The 16,922-nt window shown below is 61.8% G+C and carries 18 protein-coding genes and 1 tRNA gene; 7 read left to right on the top strand and 12 right to left on the bottom strand.

Annotated elements, in window-relative coordinates:
• Positions 1 to 36 precede the first annotated feature (36 nt).
• Positions 37 to 585 carry a thioredoxin domain-containing protein gene (locus ACLM45_RS07530; protein WP_415411308.1) on the bottom strand — a complete coding sequence of 183 codons (549 nt, stop codon included), beginning with the start codon at positions 583 to 585 and terminating at the stop codon, positions 37 to 39.
• Between the two features lie 116 nt (positions 586 to 701).
• On the opposite strand from ACLM45_RS07530, the gene ACLM45_RS07525 reads away from it, so the two are divergent.
• Positions 702 to 1,172, top strand: coding sequence for a hypothetical protein (locus ACLM45_RS07525; protein ID WP_006042317.1), 471 nt, complete (start codon positions 702 to 704; stop codon positions 1,170 to 1,172).
• Here the strand turns inward: ACLM45_RS07525 and ACLM45_RS07520 are convergent.
• Positions 1,129 to 3,216, bottom strand: a complete 2,088-nt coding sequence (locus ACLM45_RS07520) for a transglycosylase SLT domain-containing protein (RefSeq protein ID WP_415411307.1) — start codon at positions 3,214 to 3,216, stop codon at positions 1,129 to 1,131. The genes ACLM45_RS07525 and ACLM45_RS07520 overlap by 44 nt on opposite strands.
• 24 nt (positions 3,217 to 3,240) lie before the next feature.
• On the opposite strand from ACLM45_RS07520, the gene ACLM45_RS07515 reads away from it, so the two are divergent.
• A complete protein-coding gene (locus tag ACLM45_RS07515; protein WP_006042315.1) occupies positions 3,241 to 3,444 on the top strand; it encodes a hypothetical protein in 204 nt (67 codons plus the stop codon).
• Between the two features lie 88 nt (positions 3,445 to 3,532).
• A complete protein-coding gene (gene glmM / locus ACLM45_RS07510; protein WP_415411306.1) occupies positions 3,533 to 4,921 on the top strand; it encodes a phosphoglucosamine mutase in 1,389 nt (462 codons plus the stop codon).
• On the opposite strand, the gene ACLM45_RS07505 is transcribed toward glmM, so the two are convergent.
• From ACLM45_RS07505 to ACLM45_RS07490, 4 genes are read right to left on the bottom strand one after another with little or no spacing between them, the layout of a single operon-like run.
• Positions 4,908 to 5,876 (bottom strand): BadF/BadG/BcrA/BcrD ATPase family protein, encoded by a 969-nt coding sequence (locus tag ACLM45_RS07505; protein ID WP_415411305.1) that lies wholly within the window; start codon positions 5,874 to 5,876, stop codon positions 4,908 to 4,910. The genes glmM and ACLM45_RS07505 overlap by 14 nt on opposite strands.
• A complete protein-coding gene (locus ACLM45_RS07500) occupies positions 5,873 to 7,171 on the bottom strand; it encodes an IctB family putative bicarbonate transporter (protein ID WP_415411304.1) in 1,299 nt (432 codons plus the stop codon). Before ACLM45_RS07500 ends, ACLM45_RS07505 begins: the two co-directional genes overlap by 4 nt.
• Positions 7,164 to 7,877: a tRNA (guanosine(46)-N7)-methyltransferase TrmB gene (trmB, locus tag ACLM45_RS07495; protein ID WP_415411303.1), complete on the bottom strand. Its 714-nt coding sequence runs from the start codon at positions 7,875 to 7,877 to the stop codon at positions 7,164 to 7,166. Before trmB ends, ACLM45_RS07500 begins: the two co-directional genes overlap by 8 nt.
• A complete protein-coding gene (locus tag ACLM45_RS07490) occupies positions 7,877 to 9,202 on the bottom strand; it encodes an FIST N-terminal domain-containing protein (protein WP_415411302.1) in 1,326 nt (441 codons plus the stop codon). Before ACLM45_RS07490 ends, trmB begins: the two co-directional genes overlap by 1 nt.
• A gap of 70 nt (positions 9,203 to 9,272) precedes the next feature.
• Here ACLM45_RS07490 and ACLM45_RS07485 point away from each other — a divergent pair, with 70 nt between their 5' ends.
• Positions 9,273 to 9,884, top strand: a complete 612-nt coding sequence (locus ACLM45_RS07485) for a DUF3177 family protein (protein ID WP_415411301.1) — start codon at positions 9,273 to 9,275, stop codon at positions 9,882 to 9,884.
• Positions 9,884 to 10,201, top strand: a complete 318-nt coding sequence (locus ACLM45_RS07480) for a hypothetical protein (protein WP_415411300.1) — start codon at positions 9,884 to 9,886, stop codon at positions 10,199 to 10,201. Before ACLM45_RS07485 ends, ACLM45_RS07480 begins: the two co-directional genes overlap by 1 nt.
• Here ACLM45_RS07480 and ileS read toward each other — a convergent pair.
• Positions 10,179 to 13,085, bottom strand: a complete 2,907-nt coding sequence (ileS, locus tag ACLM45_RS07475; RefSeq protein ID WP_415411299.1) for an isoleucine--tRNA ligase — start codon at positions 13,083 to 13,085, stop codon at positions 10,179 to 10,181. The two genes, ACLM45_RS07480 and ileS, sit on opposite strands and share 23 nt — an antisense overlap.
• Before the next feature lie 22 nt (positions 13,086 to 13,107).
• Positions 13,108 to 13,632, bottom strand: coding sequence for a Ycf66 family protein (locus ACLM45_RS07470; protein ID WP_415411298.1), 525 nt, complete (start codon positions 13,630 to 13,632; stop codon positions 13,108 to 13,110).
• Positions 13,633 to 13,685: 53 nt separating this feature from the next.
• Between ACLM45_RS07470 and ACLM45_RS07465 the strand changes: the two genes are divergently transcribed.
• Both ACLM45_RS07465 and crtR read left to right on the top strand, forming a co-directional pair.
• Positions 13,686 to 13,767: transfer RNA gene (locus ACLM45_RS07465), tRNA-Leu, on the top strand.
• A gap of 53 nt (positions 13,768 to 13,820) precedes the next feature.
• Positions 13,821 to 14,849: a beta-carotene hydroxylase gene (gene crtR, locus ACLM45_RS07460; RefSeq protein WP_006042304.1), complete on the top strand. Its 1,029-nt coding sequence runs from the start codon at positions 13,821 to 13,823 to the stop codon at positions 14,847 to 14,849.
• Here crtR and gatC read toward each other — a convergent pair whose 3' ends face one another.
• Genes gatC through ACLM45_RS07440 form a run of 4 tightly spaced genes read right to left on the bottom strand, consistent with a single transcriptional unit; the run spans position 14,850 to position 16,897 of the window.
• The gene (gatC, locus tag ACLM45_RS07455; RefSeq protein WP_415411297.1) at positions 14,850 to 15,143 is read right to left on the bottom strand and encodes an Asp-tRNA(Asn)/Glu-tRNA(Gln) amidotransferase subunit GatC; all 294 of its coding nucleotides are present in this window, start codon (positions 15,141 to 15,143) and stop codon (positions 14,850 to 14,852) included.
• Positions 15,140 to 15,928: a creatininase family protein gene (locus tag ACLM45_RS07450; protein ID WP_415411296.1), complete on the bottom strand. Its 789-nt coding sequence runs from the start codon at positions 15,926 to 15,928 to the stop codon at positions 15,140 to 15,142. Before ACLM45_RS07450 ends, gatC begins: the two co-directional genes overlap by 4 nt.
• A 32-nt stretch (positions 15,929 to 15,960) precedes the next feature.
• Positions 15,961 to 16,104 carry a hypothetical protein gene (locus tag ACLM45_RS07445; protein ID WP_006042301.1) on the bottom strand — a complete coding sequence of 48 codons (144 nt, stop codon included), beginning with the start codon at positions 16,102 to 16,104 and terminating at the stop codon, positions 15,961 to 15,963.
• Between the two features lie 10 nt (positions 16,105 to 16,114).
• Positions 16,115 to 16,897, bottom strand: coding sequence for a queuosine precursor transporter (locus tag ACLM45_RS07440; protein ID WP_415411381.1), 783 nt, complete (start codon positions 16,895 to 16,897; stop codon positions 16,115 to 16,117).
• Positions 16,898 to 16,922 lie beyond the last annotated feature (25 nt).

The following is a 16,922-nucleotide window of genomic DNA, read 5'->3' as shown; positions in this document are numbered from 1 at the left end:
CGGAGAACAAGCGTTGTCAGATCATGACCGGTCTGTCTAGGAATGGCTGCGTGGACCGGCCGCAGTTTCCAGCATGGTCGGCTCTGGTAATGGACTTGCGCTGCCTACCCCGGTCAATGTGGGCAACGAGGTGTTGGTGACAAGCGCAGCAGCCAGCGCATTCAGCTCGCTTTCACTGCGGCCGCCGAGAGACCGGCCACGCAGTTCTCCATCGGCAGCGAAGAGGTTGAGCTGGGGGATGCCAGTCACGTCATAGCGATCCGTGAGGTCCAGCCAGCGAGGATTGTCGATATTCACCAGCACCACGTCGAGCTCTTCCGAATGAGCTTCTTCCATCGTCATCATGGCGGGAGCCATTTCTTGGCAGACCTCACACCAGTCGGCGTAAAACTCCAGGATCGTGGGACGTCCATTGCTGAGTGCAATTTCCGGGGCCAGAGATCGTCGGGCCAGGAGGTCGAGGGGTGATTCCGCTATCCCGCCATTGCGCACCAAAAACAGACTGACGGCCAATGCAATGGCCGAGACGAGCAGAAGGCCTTTCTGCAGTGATGTAAGGCTTGTGCTGTCGGGTGTGCCGGTCATCCTTGAGAAGGATTCGACATCCATCCTGACAGGACAAACCACCTGCTGTTGCTAGCGTTTCAAGTGGAGTGGTTATCGCACCCGGTGTCTGTCATCCAGGGAAACCCACCACGTTGATGCCTCTTCTTCGCTTCCTGTTGTTGCCCTTGAGAGCACCCCTGCTTTTGGTGCTTTTCGGTGTCTCTCTGTTTCTTGGTCATCACTGGGCCATACAGGAAACCTGGCTTGCGAAGGCCCATCAGATGAGTGTCAATATGTTCTGGACGATTGAACTGATTCAGGCCCTAGTTGTTGTAGTGATCTGCACCATGCCGGATCTGTTGCTGCGTCAGTTGTCCTTGCTCATGGCTTCTAGCCGGGTACTCAGCCTGGTGGTCACCCTCGCGTTGGTGATCACTGTGGGCCTTTATATGTTGAGCCTTAGCCTGCTTTCCGATGTGTTGATCCTTGCATCAGCCACACTTTTGGCTCGGTTGGATCTCACCAGGATCAGAGTGGTACCAGCTCCCCAGATCACAGCTTTCTGGTTGGCAGTGATTGTGATCAGCGGGATTTGGATTGGTCACGACTTGCCCAGTCCGATCTGAGGTAGGCCCAGAGGTTGCCCAGCACTTTTTTTGTGTAAAGCCTGGTTTCCGGATAGGGAATGCGTTCAACCCAAAGTTCCGGATCTTGCGTGAATTCTTGACTCAACCAAGATCCGGCGGCGCCAGGCCCCGCGTTATAGCTGGCGACGGTGAGCCAGGGGTTTCCCTGCCATTCCTCGAGTAGCCAGGCCAGGTAGCGCGCTCCCAGGGTTGCGTTGCGTGCGGGTTGCCTGAGTTCAGCATCACTGATGGAGGCTCCCTCCATCTCCGCTGCGGTGGCCGGCATCAGCTGCAACAGGCCCACGGCTCCCACTGGCGATTGCACGCCTGGGGAAAAGCGAGATTCCTGACGGGCGATCGCCAGGAGCAGTTCCAGGCGTACCGCTTCCTGCTGCGCTGCTGCGCTGAACTCAGGCAGAAGCGGGCGGGGATGCTGGCTCTGATGCAGCTGCAGCCGTGTGTCCTGATCGGGAGAGACAAGCCGAAGGTTGGCCCTCCACAACCGATTCAGGCCCGTCCAGTAATCCTGCACCCCCAGGAGCAGCCGACCTTCGATGAGTTGGCTCTGCGGGGATGGCTTGGCCGTGGCGTGGCTGGTGCGCCAGGTGTCCCAGGCTTCCTGACGCAATCCCAGCCGCCAGAGTTGATCCACCAGGCGATCACCGCTGTTCAGAGGGCTCCAGCCCTGGCGCTCCCAGGCGTCGTTGTTGGCATTGATGGTCTGGGTTGCCGTGGCGGCCGCATCCCCCTTCAGTGCGGGCAGTTCGCCGCCTCCAAGCCGGGCTTCGGCACGCCAGGTGTAATACCCCGGCGGATAGGCCTTGATCAGGGCTTCCCAGACGCGCTGTGCCTGCTCTTGCTTCCCGAGCTTGGCCAAACTGAAGCCGATCCAGAACTGCTGCCTTGTGGCCAGGGGATCCGGCAGTTTGTTCCCGGGGATGGTCTTCAGAATGCTGAGGGCCTGGTCCCACTGGCCCCCCAGGAACGCGTCACGGGCCAGATCCCATTGCAGCTGCCAGATCGCGGGGTGATCCGGCCATCGTTTCAAGACTTCCAGTCCGTTTTGGTCTCCGTTCAGGCGTACGCGGGCTGCGGCCACATCCGCTGAACGCTCTTGCAGCGGTAGCGGCAAGGCATCCAACAGCGCCTGCTTCGGCTTCAGCGGCTCACTCAGTAGAGCCGCTGCCTTCAAGGCTTCCTCGGATTGAGGATGGGCGTTGGCCAGCTGCAAAAGCATCGCTTCCCCGCGACGTTTCTGGGCTGGGGTTCCGCGCAGAAGGGTGCGGCCGATGATCAGCGCCTGGGGCGGTTGAAGCGGGGTGCCCTGAAGGCAGAGCTCCGAGGCTGTGCCATCCCCGAGCTCTGCCAGGGCAGAGGCCAGGTTGAGCCGTTGCTCTTGAGACAGTCCCGTGCCGGTGATATCCCCACAGGTGCGGCGAATGAGCTTGGCGGCTCCAGGCCAGAGGGGGCCCCAGCGTGCCAGGTGCACGGCGCTGGCCTGAAGGGTGTCCTGGTTGGCATCATCGGGGAGTTCTGCCGCCGCCGCGAGAGTGGCGGGATGGCCAGGCTGTTGAGACAGCAACTGTTGTTTCAGTTGCGCGTTGTTGCCCTTGAGGTAGTAGCGGGCATCGGCGCTGGCGGCGCTGGTTGGGAAGCGCCCGAGCAGGCTTTGCCAGCGCTGCTCTGCTTCGAGGGGCCGGCCGACCCGCTGAGCTGCCAGGGCCTGCTGCTTGAGCGCCACGGCTGCCAAGGGCGCCGGTCCCCATCCCTGGCCAGCGAGCAAACGTCGCTGGCGCTCTGGTGAGTCCCGACTGCGACTGGCCAGGAGCAGGGCCGCTTCCCTGCGCTGCAGCGGGTCAATCGACCAGCGATACCGCGCCCACACCTGCGGGCTCTCCATCCGAGCGGTCACAGGGACTTGACGCTGACGTAGCAGCCGCTGGCCTCCCACGATCGCCATCACCGTGAGAATCGACGTGCCTCCGAGGAGCAGAAGTCCGCGGGTCGGTCCAGCGCTCACACACGGTCTCTGAACTGCTGCCATTCTGTTCCCAGTAGCAGGCGATGGATGGGTGCGGATCAGCGCAAGCCCCGCCCAGGGCGGCGGCAGCGACTGCGTTGCGCGATTGTCTGCGGGGTGGCCCTTGTGTTGTGGGGGATGCGCTGGCTCTGGCCGTTGCAGTGGCTGCCTGGATGGATGGTGCTTCTGGTTGGCGCCTGGGCGTTGCTTGAACTGGCGGCCATCCTCTTGATCCCGCAGCGCTGGCGTTGAACGCTTGGCGTGCAGCTATTGGCCTGTCCTTGCGCTGAAGTTCTGATGCTGTCGGGCCTTTTAAGGTTCATTCCATCAATGAGACTCCATGGCCTCACCTGCATTCCATCCCCTGGATTGTCCTGATCCTGCCCAGGTGAGTTTCGGCACCGATGGCCTGCGTGGTCATGTCGGTACGGCGATCACCTCCACCCTTGCTCTGCAGGTGGGGTTCTGGTGTGGACGGGTGCTCCCCTCTGATGGGCCTGTGCTGATCGGGATGGATTCCCGCACGAGCGGATCCATGCTCGTGTCCGGGCTTGCGGCCGGCCTGACCGCAGCGGGGCGAGAGGTTTGGACCCTTGGGCTGTGCCCCACCCCGGCAGTCCCGGGCCTGATCCGCCGGTTTGGGGCGGCCGGTGGCTTGATGGTGTCCGCCAGCCATAACCCACCGGAGGACAACGGCATCAAGGTATTCGGTGCCGATGGCAGCAAGCTCGGCTCTGCGCTTCAGTCGCGAATTGAAGCCGGTTTGCGCGGTGAGGAGCCGACGTCACCGCAAGCGCCTGCGTTCGGGGTGTCACGCCAGCGTTCTGAACTTCTCGATCTCTACAAACAGGATCTTCTCAGCAGCGTGCACCATCAGCGGCTGGATGGTGTGCCGATTGTTCTGGATCTCTGCTGGGGCTCGGCCACAGCCTGCGGGGCCGTGGTGTTCTCCGAGCTCGGTGCCGATGTCACGGTGCTCCATGGCGAAGCCGATGGGGAGCGGATCAATGTGGGGTGCGGCTCCACCCATCTCGAGCCCCTGCGACGTGCCGTGTTGGATCGTGGAGCTGCCATGGGCTTCGCTTTTGACGGCGATGCCGACAGGATGTTGGCTGTCGATGGCCAGGGTCGCGTCGTCGATGGCGACCATGTGCTCTTCCTCTGGGGCTCAGCGTTGCAGGACAGCGGTGCGCTTCCTGATCAGAGACTTGTGGCCACAGTCATGTCCAACCTGGGATTTGAGCGAGCCTGGCAGGCCCGAGGTGGACTGCTTGATCGCACCCCCGTTGGTGATCAGCATGTGCATGCCGCCATGGTCCGCAGTGGTGCGGCTCTCGGTGGTGAGCAATCCGGTCACATCCTTTCTTCAGCTCACGGCCTCTCCGGTGATGGGGTGCTCACGGCTTTGCAACTGGCCACTCTCTGCCATGCCCAGGGGATGACGCTGGCCGATTGGCTTGATCACAGTTTTAAGGCCTATCCCCAGAAATTGGTGAATGTGCGGGTGCCTGATCGGGCTCGCCGCAAAGGTTGGGCGGATTGCCAACATCTCTCTGACTTAGTGCAACAAGCCGAGCGCAGCATGGCGGACGACGGGCGGGTGCTGGTGCGGGCCAGTGGCACCGAGCCCCTTCTGCGGGTGATGGTGGAAGCGGCTGATTCCAGTGCCGTGGAGCATTGGACCCAGCGCCTGGCTGAGGCGGCTGACCTGTACCTCAATGCCGCTTGAGCTGCCAGCAATCGCGGGCCAAGGCCAGGGCGCCATCACAGGCATCCCCTTGGGGAATGATCCAGCGAGCACCTGGTAAGTGTTGCTGGATCGCCTGATTCACGGCGCTGTTGAATTTCGTCAGATTCTGGATTGCGCCTCCGTGGGCGCAGAGGTTCGGTTGATGCAGGCGCAGCTGCTTGGCTACTGCGCTGGCGGCTTCGGCGAGAGCGAATGCTGATTGATCAAGGATTTTCAGGGCTTGGCGATCTCCCTGGGCGGCGGCTTCATCCACCAGGGGTGCCAGACGTGCCAGATCTGCGGGCTGATGATCAGGCTGCACCACCAGGGTTTTGAGGTCGTAGGCGGTATCGCAGCCAAGGCTCTGCCAAAGCATTTGGCGCAGTGGCCCATCCGCGAGTCGCCCATCGGCCATGCGCAGGCTGACCTGTAGGGCCTGGTGTCCGAGATCGAACGCCGAGCCTGCGCCATCGAGTCGCCAACCCCAGCCACCGCAGCGATGTTCCTCACCCTTGGTGTTGCGCCCCACCACGATCATGCCCGTTCCACTGATCAGCACGATGCCGGGTTGATCGCCGAAGGCGCCTCGAAGGGCGGTGCGTTCATCGCCAGTCGCGTAGCAGCGTTCCAAGGGGAGGTTCAACACCTCATGCAGCAATGAGGTCGCACGGGGCTGCAGGCTTGTTCCGGCTTCAACGCCACTAGCTCCCACGGCCGCCGCTCCGAGGGGAGCCTGGCAGCCATTGGGCCAAGCAGCCTGCAAGCTAGAGCGGATGGCTTCACGGAAGCGCTCCTCTCCGCCTGAGGCATCCAGGTGGCTGACACCGGTGCCCGTGCCCTCTCCCAAAACATGCCAGCCCTCCTGCGTCCAGCGACTGAGCCGGCAGCGGCAATGGGTCTGACCAGCATCGAATCCGGCCAGGACTTGTGATGTATCCGCGTAGGTTTCAGTCATGCCCTTGGACGGCATTGGCTCAGAGTGGCCAGGCAGAACCATCCACTGATCTGCACTTCAGGGCGGAAGAAGATCGTGTCGGCGGCTCCATGCACGAGCAGCCCGGTGATCGCTGCCAGGCAGCCGATGCAGGGAAGGGCGAGATCAGCATCGGACTCCAGCGCTTTCAAGCCTCTGCGCACGCTGGCAAACGCAAGCCCTATGCAGGCGATCAGGCCCGGAAGGCCTGTCTCCACAAGCAGTTCCAGAGGTACGGAGTAGGCGCTCAGGGCATTGAATTTCGGTTGCTGATACAAGGGATAGACGCTGTTGAACGCAGCGTTCCCTGGGCCGATTCCTAACCAGGGGCGGTCTTGGATCATGTCGATCGCAGCCAGCCACACATTGATCCTGAAGTTGTTGGAGCTGTCGCCGCGCCCGGCAAGCAGACTCATCACCCGCGTGCGGATCGGGTCCACCTGGGTGACGGCTAGCGCCAGCAGCACCCCCCCGGCTCCCAGCAGGGCCAGGGGCACCAATCGCTTCCAGAGTGGGGGCCAGTGGCGAATGGCGCGAAGCACCAGAAGCAGCACCAAGCTGCCGAGGGCTGCCACAAGAGCAAGCCACCCCCCCCGGCTGTAGCTGAAGAGCACCGACGCACTTCCGAGGATGAAGGCACTTGCGGCAAACATACGGCTCCCCCATCCGCGCCAGCGGACGCAGGCCACCAGTGCTAGCGGCAGGATCGGCACTAGGTAGCCCGCCAGCAGATTGGGGTTGCCCAGCGGCCCATAGATCCGGATCGTTCCTTCGGCGACTGAATTCGGATCGGCCCAGCGGGCCAGCTCTTCGGTGGGGGCATAGAGCTGGCGCAGGGCCAGCACATCGGTCAGAAGCGATCCTCCGAGGAGAGCCGCCATCAGACGATCCCACCATTCAGGTCGGACGGCGAGAAGCTGGCGCATCAAGGCGTAGACCCCCAGGTAGCTCAGCAGTTTCACCAGCCCCTTGAGGGCCGCGGCGGGGACTGGCGAGAAGCCTGTGGCCAGCACGGCGACACCTAGAAACAGCAGCAACCAGCCGCTGATTCCACCCAGTCGCTCGGGAGGCTTGGTGAGCGACCACAGCAGCCAGAGAGCACCACAGGCCAGCACGATCAATCCCAGCCCCGTGCGCGTGACCAGGGGAAGTCCTGCGAGCAGCAGGATCAGAATGATGCCGGCCAGATCACCGAGGCGCTTCTGCTGCGCTGCCGAACCGGGGAGACATCCCTGCCAGCGGAGCAACCACGGCGACGGTTCTGAAGCCTCAGCCATCCGGGGAAAATGCATCGTTGGCGGGATTATCGACCCGTTGCCAAGCAATCTCTAGATCTTGACGATCTGGCAATGGCTGCCGATTGCGCCGGTAGAGAACCCGATAGGCCGGGAGACCCAGGTCCCGCACATAGCGTTCACGTTCCGTTGGCACCTGCAGAGGGTTGTCGGCTCTCCAGGGGCGGTCGTCCTCGGCGGGGCGATCGAAGCATCCGCTCAGCTCAACCAGCGCCACCATCGGTTCGATCACGGCCAGTACGTCACTCTGAACAAACAGCTCCCGACCCGGTTGCAATGTTGCTGCAATGGCCAGCAACAGGGACGGTTGCAGCACGCGCCTCTTACGGTGACGCCGCTTAAACCACGGATCCGGAAACTGAATGCTCACCAGCTGCAGGTGATCGTGTGGAAGGGCGGCCATCCATCCCTCCAAGCTCACATTGGCGTTGCAGAACAGATAGTGCAGGTTGAGGCGTTCAAGGCGGTCCCGGTCCCGTTGGGCGGAACGCACCAGGGGCCGTCTGATTTCCACACCCAGGTGATTGCGATCCGGCCTCAGAGCGGCCAGCTCCAGTAGGCACAGGCCCCGGGCGCAGCCGATGTCCAGATGAATGGGACGGCTGGGGTCATCAAACAAGCAATCCGGCGCAGGCAGCTCCAGGGGCAGTTGAAAGAACCGGCTGAGGGGATTGACGTGCTGACGCATCAGGACGGCGAGGAATCGAGCGGTGCATGGCGGAGAAGGCCCCAGCAAGCGGTGTAACCATGAAGGTGCGTCGCGCCGCCAAGGGGGCCGATCTCGCCGTTGCAGAAGCTTCCGGCAATGGGGAGACTCGGCATTACCTCACGGGCGATGGTCACGTCGCCATTAGCTGTTCCGAACAGGCCGCTGCCTCGGCCCAGGCAGGCGAACAGCAGTCCACAGAGCGGATCCTTTGCGGCTGAGGTTGTGCGGCTGGCTTGCAGCAGTTGGCGTGCTTCCTGGCGGGAGGCCTGAGCTTCTCGCAGCTGAAATTGAACGTTCTGCCCCGCACGAACCCTCTCAGCGACGGCGACGGCTCCGTTGCGGGGATCCACCCCGATCAGGTTGCGAACTAGAAAAGTGCGCTCCTTCTCGTTGTTGGGTTGTGGATCGGACTGTCCGCTGTCTGATGCGAAGCGTTGCAGCTTGGCCATTGCAGCTCCTGCAGACAGTTCCTGTCGCTCAACACCCAGAAACAGCGAGTGCTGCACCAATTCACGATCTTCAGCGCTCAGTCCTGCAAGCACCCGCTGCAGGCAAGCCACGGGGCTGTCGCGCCGGTCTCCATCACTGAGTTCCAATAGCACGTTGCGCTGGGCCTGCTCGATCGCGAACACCGGACCGATCGGCCTGCACCCCTGCGCCACTACAGGATCGAGAGTCCAATCTCCACCAATACTGAGCCCTACGGCTCCGGCTACGACGCCATCGCCGCAGAGCAGGGAGCCATGGGCGGCGTTGTGGGGGATGGCGATTCCACCGATCTTGTCCACCGAGGGGTAGGCGTAATCCAGACCGCTGATCAGATCATTGATTCCGCTACACGTGGGATCGATCAAAAGCAGCAGAGATCGACTGGATCCCGGCTTCAGGCCCACCCACTCGTGCCAGTGCTGCGCAGCACCGTCAAGGTCTGGAAGGTCGTTGCCGTTGAGTTGTACGCTCTGCAGTTCGACTCCGGGGAGGTTGAGCAACATGACGCTCAATGCCGGGCTCTGCTCCACTTCGTGGGCATCACCGGCCGCCGTCGTGCCCACGACACCTCCCCCGAGACATCCTAACCAGTGGCTGGAGTGCAGACGCTGCTGAAGCAGGGGCAGCAAGCGAGGGAGATCACTGGCGAAGTGACTGGACACGAACACCAGGGCGATGTCAGCGCCGTTGGCCCCAAGGGTGGTGGACACATCCCGAACGGCCTCCTCCATGGATGGCTGATGGGAGAGGGCATGGCGGCAACGCGCTTGGGAACCCGAACTCCGGAACCAGTCGAGAGGATTAAACGGAACCATGAATTGGACCTTACCAATCCTGTGGTCTTGATGGATGGCACTGATAATGAAGCGCTGATGTGCCTGGCTGGTGCCTGATCTCACGACCCGAACCCTGGTGTGGCTGACCTACCGCCTCGGCGCCACGATTGCTCTCGGTCTGCCATTGATCCTGTTGATCTGGGCTGGAGTTCGCCGTGATCCTGCCCTCGTGCGCCTGCTGAGCATTTACTGGAAGGTTGCCAGCCTGCTTGCCATCAGCGTGTTGCTACTCACCGATCAACGGCCGATCGGCTACGTCACGGCCCTTCTGGCTCCCCTGCTCATGGCTGGATCGGTGTGGTTCTGGGTGGATCTCAATGAGGAACTGGCCGACAGTCCCCCGGGCCGGGCTCTGCCGATGACCGTTCGCATCTGGCGTTGGTCTCTGACGGTGTTTGCGGTTTTCGCCGTCGGGATGTCGGGGTCGGCACTGGGCTGTGCACGCGCTCTTGAGGCAGCCGAGTGCAAGGTCTGGCTGGAAGCTCCCCAGGGACTGCACCGGGTTGCGGAACGCTTATTTGATTTCGTGTTCGGCGGCCAGTGGACGGAAGCTGTTGCCTCCTTCATCGGCTACGTGGCGCTTGTGGCTTATGCCGTGGGCCTGTTGCAGTGGCTCTTGGTGCGCTTCCCGCGCCAGGGTCGGGTGGCTGGTGAATTTTGATGCCGGTGGATGCTGATTTGGTGCAAGCGTTTGAGGAACGCACCCGCCAACACCCCGACCGTGTTGTGCGATTGCGGGGACGGGTCGATGAAGAGCCCTTCGAATTGCTGATTTTTCGTGGCTTCAGCAGCAGCACCACCCATCCCACGTCGTTTGATCCGGATGCCTCCGTTCTGCCTAAAGGCACGCTGTTGAGTCAGGTTGACCTGTTGAAAGGCCCCTTATCGCCAGCAGAGGAGATCGTGCTGGCAGGGCCAATGGAGCCCGTTGCTCTTCTGAATGAAGCGCACTGGGTCAAAGCCTCTCCAGCACGCTGACGCAACGCCCGCAGAGATGAGGATGGTCGGCATGTTGGCCCACATCACTTTCGTAATGCCAGCAGCGCTCGCATTTGGTGCCGCGGGCACGGGCAACCTCGATAAGCGCGACGCTGTCGTCATGGTTGGCGAGCAGTTCCGCCCAGGGTTCACCGCCAATTTGCAATTGCGACACCAGAAGCCAATCGCGTAGGCCATCCACCTCGGGCTGGCCGTTCTCGTTGAGCCAGTGCAGAGCAGATTGCAAGCTGGGACTGTGGGCCTCAAGGCGAACCGATGCCTCTAGAGAGGCGCCCAGCTCCTGACGGCTGCGGCAGTCCTCCAGCACTTTGTTCACGGATGCCCGCAGCTCGCGCAGTTGCTGCATCGGTTCCTGCACGGAAGCGTCGCGCCAACTGTCCGGAGCGGTTGGCCAACCGCGTTGGAAGACCGAGGTTTCCTCCACTGGGTAGGGAAGGTTTTGCCAGATGTCTTCGGCCATGTGGCAGAGCACAGGCGCAATCAAGCCGGCCAAGCGTTCGATGATCAAGGCCATTACGGTCTGACAGCTACGCCGGCGCTGGTCGGATGGGGCGCTCACGTAAAGACGGTCTTTGGCAATGTCGAGGTAGAAGTTCGAGAGGTCGGTGACGCAGAAGTTCTGCAGTAGTTGGAAGAAACGGAAAAATTCGTAGTTTTCGAAGGACTCTGTGATTTCATCCATTACTTCAGCTGTGCGCTGCAGCATCCAGCGGTCCAGCAGCGGCAGGTCCGCCACGGCAATGGCGTCTTTTTCCGGGGAGAAGTCGTGCAGGTTGCCGAGCAGGTATCGGCTGGTGTTGCGCACCTTTCGGTACACGTCCGCGATTTGACGCAGGATTCCAGCGCCGATGGGTACATCGGCTGAATAGTCCACTGAGCTCACCCAAAGCCGCAGCACATCAGCGCCGAAGGGAGGCTCCTGCTTCTGGTTCTTGCCCCCTTCGATGATCACCATCGGGTCGACCACATTGCCGAGGGATTTGCTCATTTTGCGGCCTTTCTCATCGAGCGCGAACCCATGGGTGAGCACCCGCTTGTAAGGCGCCTTGCCGTTCACGGCGACGGAGGTGAGCAGAGAACTCTGGAACCAGCCCCGATGCTGGTCGGATCCCTCGAGGTAGAGGTCTGCTGGATAGCTGAGTGCCTCACGCTGGCTTGAAACCGCCGCCCAACTGGACCCGGAGTCGAACCACACGTCCATCGTGTCGGTGCCTTTGCGCCATTGATCGGCCTGGTCGGCATAGGCCGGTGGCAGCAGATCAACCTCGGCCTTTTCCCACCAAACATCGCCGCCGTGGGCGGCGATCAGCGTTTCGATGTGGGCCAGGGTGTCGGCATTGAGCAACACCTCGCCGTTGCTGCGGTGGTAAAAAACGGGGATCGGCACTCCCCAGGTGCGCTGGCGGGAGATGCACCAGTCCCCCCGCTCTTTCACCATCGCTTCGATCCGGTTGCGGCCCGAGGCGGGGGTCCATTGCACATGATCGATGGCTTCCAAAGCCTGCTGGCGAAAGCCCTCCACCGAGGCGAACCATTGTTCAGTGGCGCGGAAGATCGTGGGTTTCTTGGTGCGCCAGTCGTAGGGGTAGCGGTGGCCGTAGGCCTCCTGCTTGAGCAGTGCTCCGGCTTGCTCGAGGGCTTCGATGATCACTGGGTTGGCGTCCTTGAGGACGTTCAGACCCTTGAAGGGGCCTGCCTCTGCGGTGAGGGTGCCGGCTTCATCCACCGGACAGAGCACGGGCAGGCCGTACTTCTGGCCGGTGTGGAAGTCGTCGACGCCGTGGCCTGGGGCGGTGTGCACAAGGCCTGTGCCGGATTCGGTGGTGATGTACTCGCCGCCGATTACCACTGCGCTGGTGCGATCCAGCAGCGGATGCCGGTAGGTGAGTCCGGCAAGCTGAGCCCCTTTCACCGTGGCGCGACGCTTGAGGGGGCGCTCCAGGGTTTTGGAGAGCGACTCGATCAGATCGGCTGCCACCACAAGCATCCGGCCCTCGCCATCGTCGACCAGGGCGTAGTCGAGACGTTCATTCACCGATACCGCCAGGTTGGCCGGAAGCGTCCAAGGAGTAGTGGTCCAGATCGCCACCTGCAAGGCGTCGCCTAGGGGAGCAGCCTCAGTGGGAAGGTCAATCCCATCGCCCTTGAGGGTGTCCCGCAGGGCTTTGGGGAGCTCCTCCGCTGGAAAAGCCACATACACGCTGGGGCTGGTGTGGCCGTCGGGATATTCCAGTTCGGCTTCGGCCAGGGCAGTGCGGGAACTGGGGCTCCAGTGCACCGGCTTCAAGCCCCTGTAGATGTGCCCCTTGAGCACCATCTCGCCGAAGACCTTGATCTGGGCGGCTTCGTACTCCTTTTGCAGCGTGAGATAAGGCTGTTCCCAGTCGGCCCAAATGCCCCAGCGTTGGAAGCCCTTCATCTGGCTATCCACCTGCTTGCGGGCGTAGGCAGCGGCTTTCTTGCGGAGCTTGATCGGCGTTAGCGCCTGGCGCTGTTCCGGGTCCATCGACTGCAGCACCTTGAGTTCGATCGGCAGGCCGTGGCAGTCCCATCCCGGCACATAGCGCACCCTGCGGCCTTGCAGTACTTGGTATTTGTTGATCACATCCTTGAGCACCTTGTTCAGGGCATGGCCCATGTGCAGGGCACCGTTGGCATAGGGCGGCCCGTCGTGGAGGGTGAATGGAGGGCCGCTGTTTTTGAGACCCAGCTGTCCATCGATGCCGTTCTCATTCCAGAAGGCCTGCAGTTCCGGTTCCCGCTTCACGGCATTGGCGCGCATGCCAAAGCCTGTTTGCAGCAGGTTGAGCGTGTCCTTGTAGGAGGGACGTCCCTCGGCGGCGTCGCGGGTCTCCTTGCTCACGTTGGGGCAGCTGCAACCGGAATTATCCGTCTTCGCTGGTTGGGGGTGTGGCTTTTGGATCAGGCTCTGTCGGTTCAGGTGCTTTGGCTTTGTCGGCTTCAGTCTCCGGTTCGGGTCTGACCCAGCGCTTGCCGGTGCGGCTGCTGCCTTCAGGGCGTTCAGCGGCAGGGGCTTTGGGCTTGAGGCTGCCCAGGGCCTGGCCGGCGTTGCTCAGCAATGTGCTGAATGTTGTACTGAACTGCTTCAGGCTGGTGGACCAGCGCTCACTGGATTTCAATCGCTGCTGCTCCTCAGGGTTCAGCTGATTCCAGCGGGACTGAGCCACTTCGCTTCCAAGGCGACTGATCAGCAGCCCTGCGCAAGCCACCGCCAGCATCGGTGCTCCCCGGAGGCGGTCGCTGCTGGTCACCAGCACCAGTCCGAGCAGCAGAACCACGGCACCCCAGAGTCCATCGCGAGGACGGCTCAGTTCCGTCACCAGAAGCGGAAGCAGCAGAACCGCCAGCCCCACCACCAGACAGAGATCTCCTGCAAGGGTGGCCAGCATCGCGGGATCCACAGATGAACCCATTCTGGGTGGCTGCCTAAAATTGCAACATTGCCCATCTGGCGGAATTGGTAGACGCGCTGGTTTTAGGTACCAGTGGCTTCGGTCGTGGGGGTTCAAGTCCCCCGGTGGGCATCCCTTTCCCTAATTTGGTGGCTCGTAGCAGTCGGCTGTCGCACCTTCGCTGAATGACCCAGGCTTTCGTCCAACCTGAAATGCCGGCCGCGGAGGTTCGTTTGCGTTCTGTTCCAAAACAGTTCGTTGATCCACCCGCAGCCTGGAATCCCACGGTGGGCTTGTTTTTGGGCGGTTATGCCCTGGCTGCTCTCACGATCTGGGGCTGGTTTTCAGCCGGTTGGCCGTTGCCTGTGATGTTGATCACGGGGTTTCTGGCGCTGCACCTTGAGGGAACCGTCGTACATGACGCTTGCCACAAATCGGCTCATCCCGTGCCGTGGGTGAACCAATTGATGGGCCATGGGTCGGCTCTCTTGCTGGGTTTCAGTTTTCCGGTTTTCACGCGGGTGCACCTCGAACACCACGCCCACGTCAACGATCCGAAGAACGATCCGGACCATATTGTGAGCACCTTCGGCCCGCTCTGGCTGATCGCTCCACGATTTTTTTATCACGAGGTCTTTTTCTTTCAGCGCAAACTCTGGAAGCGCTGGGAGCTGATGCAGTGGGGATTCGAGCGTGCCGTGTTCTTCACGATCGTTGCCGCTGCGGTCACCTTTGATTTTCTGCCGTTCATCTTCAACTGCTGGTTTGCACCGGCACTGATGGTGGGCGTCACCCTCGGGCTCTTCTTTGACTACCTGCCCCATCGTCCATTCACGTCCAGGAATCGCTGGACGAATGCTCGGATCTACCCAGGCAGGCTGATGAACTGGCTGATCATGGGACAGAACTATCACCTTGTGCACCATCTCTGGCCATCGGTGCCTTGGTTTGAGTACAAGCCTGCTTATGAGGCCACCAAACCCCTTCTGGACGCCAAAGGTTCACCGCAACGGCTCGGGATTTTTGAAACCCGTGCTGATGGTGCCAATTTCCTCTACGACATTCTTGTGGGCGTGCGCAGTCACAATCACCGCAGAGGCAAGATGCGCAGAGCTGCCCGCTTTATTCCTGGCCGCGCTTTGCAGCGCAGCTGGCTGGGTTTTGTGGACCGCATCGCCATCAAAACCCAGCCACGCCGGCCGCACTCACACTGACTAATCGGCCAGGATCTTCGGGACTCGGAAGAAGTCCCCTTCCCGAAGTGGAGCTTGATCCAGCAGTGCTTCTCTCACTTCGGTCGCTTCGACGGTGTCTTCACGAGTGACGTTGACCACTTCCACGGCGCGGGTGGTTGCCGGCACTCCTTCCGTATCAACGGCCTGCAGCTGGTCGACGTAATCAAGGATCCTCTCCAGCTGACCGGTGTAGGTGGCGATGGTCTCCTCAGGGAGATCGAGCCGGGCCAGATGGGCCACCTTGCGCACGTCGTCGGCCGTGATGTTGCTCATTCGGCAGTGAGGAAAGTACTGAGATCCTCGCGCAACGTCTCCGCGGCTGTATTCAGCAGCTCCTGGCCATGCTCAGGCTTGGCCAGAAAGGGGTCGGATCCCATGCGGCCATCGGGGTGGCGGCGGCGGAAGTCCTGCGGACCATGAATGGCCCCGCAGGCTGCGGCTTCGGGCAGGGGGCGTTGCTTCTCCTGCAGGCAGCGGTGCAGATGCAAGGTGACGGCGATTTCGCTGGGGGTGGCGTGTTGCCCTTCACGCTCTCCGTAGAGCTCCCTGGCGCGGCGCATCACAGGTCCGGCCATGAACCAGTTGGAAAGCTTGCAGCGGAGCCTGGGGGCCACCTCGAGGCCACGGCTGGCAGCCGTGCCGTAGGCCTGGGCAAAGGCGGCCCTTGTGGTGGCGATGTTGCCTCCGTGCCCATTCACCACCAGGATCCGCTCGAATCCATGGGTGGCCAGAGAGAGCACCAGATCGTGGAGCACCGCCAGGAGCGTGGCGGGTTGAAGGCTCATTGTGCCGGCAAAGCCGAGGTGGTGCTCAGCCATGCCGAAAGCTTGAACCGGCGTGACCAACACACCGCTGCGTCGTCCCAGTTCGAGAGCCACTGCTTCAGCGGTGAGAGCATCGGTGCCGATGGCGCCGGTGGGCCCATGCTGCTCTGTGGAACCCAGGGGGATGATCACGCCCTTGCAGGTCTGTAGGTAGCGGTCCACGTCCGGCCAGCTCTGCAGAGCCAGGCGAATGGCATCGGTACTGTCCGCCGGGCCGGGGAGCGATAAGTTCATGCCTTCCTAACGACTGAGGTTGATCTTGGCGCTCAGTGGGCGGTGCCGTTGCCGTCGTATTGATCGGTGTTGTAGTAGCCACCTCTCGTTCCGAAGAAGAGCGTGGCCAGCACGAACAAACCACTGCCAAAGAGCAGAACCGTGCCCAGGTTGAATCCGGAGAGGGCGGCGTCCATCTGATCACATCTATTTCTCTAAGCCTGGCAGGGATGAGCGAGGTGTCATGCCCTGCATGGTGGGATCGTGATCTCCGCCGATCTCACTGCCCGTGCGAGGCACGGCCAACCACTGGCGCAGCCAGCCGGTGAGCCAGATGAAAGGCATGGTGTCGATCAGTGCGGCCATGGCCTTAAAGAGATAGCCACTGGCGATGAACGACACCAGCTGCGGAGCCACGGGTTCACCGGGGCGAACGGGCAGAACGCCGGAGGCGTAGTGGCTGATCAGCACCACAGCGCTGGTATCCACCAGCTGACTCACCAGTGTTGAGCCGTTGTTGCGCAGCCAGAGCGCCCGTCCACCGCTGAACTGTTTCCAGAAGTGGAAGAGGCGCACGTCCACGAACTGTGCAGTGAGATATGCCGCCATGGAGGCCAACACCGAGCCGAAGGCCAGCCTCTGGATTTCGAAGAATGTGGAATCCGGGGCTCCTTCAACACCGGGGAGCAAGCCACCCAGCCAGAGGATCAGCACGACCCAGCCGTTGAGAAGCAGACCAACCCACACCACCTGGCTGGCTCTCTTCTCACCCCACAACTCACTGATCAGATCCGTGCACAGAAATGTGATCGGATAGGGCAAGGCGCCAACGGCCACCACGATCGGCCACGACCCGATGTGTCCCAGTTCGAGGAAGCGAGTGAGCCCGAGGATGTTGAGCATCCCCAAGGTGCCGAGAAACAGCCCCGCCAGAACCAGAAAGACAAAGTCGCGGCGTGCCTGGATTGAGGCGTCCATCGCTGCGAGCATTGGGATTGATTGCAGCCTGGCGGCA

This window comes from Synechococcus sp. A10-1-5-9, assembly GCF_047716785.1.
Lineage (GTDB): Bacteria > Cyanobacteriota > Cyanobacteriia > PCC-6307 > Cyanobiaceae > Synechococcus_C.
Note: the sequence above shows the minus strand (reverse complement) of the source record. Positions and strands in the feature narration are given on the sequence as shown.

Bases quoted from the DNA above. Each gene is read 5' to 3' on its own strand.
- ACLM45_RS07490 (WP_415411302.1), bottom strand. From the start codon at position 9,202: ATGGTTCCGTTTAATCCTCTCGACTGGTTCCGGAGTTCGGGTTCCCAA.
- ACLM45_RS07480 (WP_415411300.1), top strand. From the start codon at position 9,884: ATGCCGGTGGATGCTGATTTGGTGCAAGCGTTTGAGGAACGCACCCGC.
- crtR (WP_006042304.1), top strand. From the start codon at position 13,821: ATGACCCAGGCTTTCGTCCAACCTGAAATGCCGGCCGCGGAGGTTCGT.
- trmB (WP_415411303.1), bottom strand. From the start codon at position 7,877: ATGCGTCAGCACGTCAATCCCCTCAGCCGGTTCTTTCAACTGCCCCTG.
- ACLM45_RS07520 (WP_415411307.1), bottom strand. From the start codon at position 3,216: ATGGCAGCAGTTCAGAGACCGTGTGTGAGCGCTGGACCGACCCGCGGA.
- ACLM45_RS07515 (WP_006042315.1), top strand. From the start codon at position 3,241: ATGGGTGCGGATCAGCGCAAGCCCCGCCCAGGGCGGCGGCAGCGACTG.
- ACLM45_RS07500 (WP_415411304.1), bottom strand. From the start codon at position 7,171: ATGGCTGAGGCTTCAGAACCGTCGCCGTGGTTGCTCCGCTGGCAGGGA.
- ACLM45_RS07470 (WP_415411298.1), bottom strand. From the start codon at position 13,632: ATGCTGGCCACCCTTGCAGGAGATCTCTGTCTGGTGGTGGGGCTGGCG.
- gatC (WP_415411297.1), bottom strand. From the start codon at position 15,143: ATGAGCAACATCACGGCCGACGACGTGCGCAAGGTGGCCCATCTGGCC.
- ACLM45_RS07525 (WP_006042317.1), top strand. From the start codon at position 702: ATGCCTCTTCTTCGCTTCCTGTTGTTGCCCTTGAGAGCACCCCTGCTT.
- ACLM45_RS07440 (WP_415411381.1), bottom strand. From the start codon at position 16,897: ATGCTCGCAGCGATGGACGCCTCAATCCAGGCACGCCGCGACTTTGTC.
- ACLM45_RS07530 (WP_415411308.1), bottom strand. From the start codon at position 585: ATGACCGGCACACCCGACAGCACAAGCCTTACATCACTGCAGAAAGGC.
- ACLM45_RS07445 (WP_006042301.1), bottom strand. From the start codon at position 16,104: ATGGACGCCGCCCTCTCCGGATTCAACCTGGGCACGGTTCTGCTCTTT.
- ACLM45_RS07505 (WP_415411305.1), bottom strand. From the start codon at position 5,876: ATGACTGAAACCTACGCGGATACATCACAAGTCCTGGCCGGATTCGAT.
- ACLM45_RS07450 (WP_415411296.1), bottom strand. From the start codon at position 15,928: ATGAACTTATCGCTCCCCGGCCCGGCGGACAGTACCGATGCCATTCGC.
- glmM (WP_415411306.1), top strand. From the start codon at position 3,533: ATGGCCTCACCTGCATTCCATCCCCTGGATTGTCCTGATCCTGCCCAG.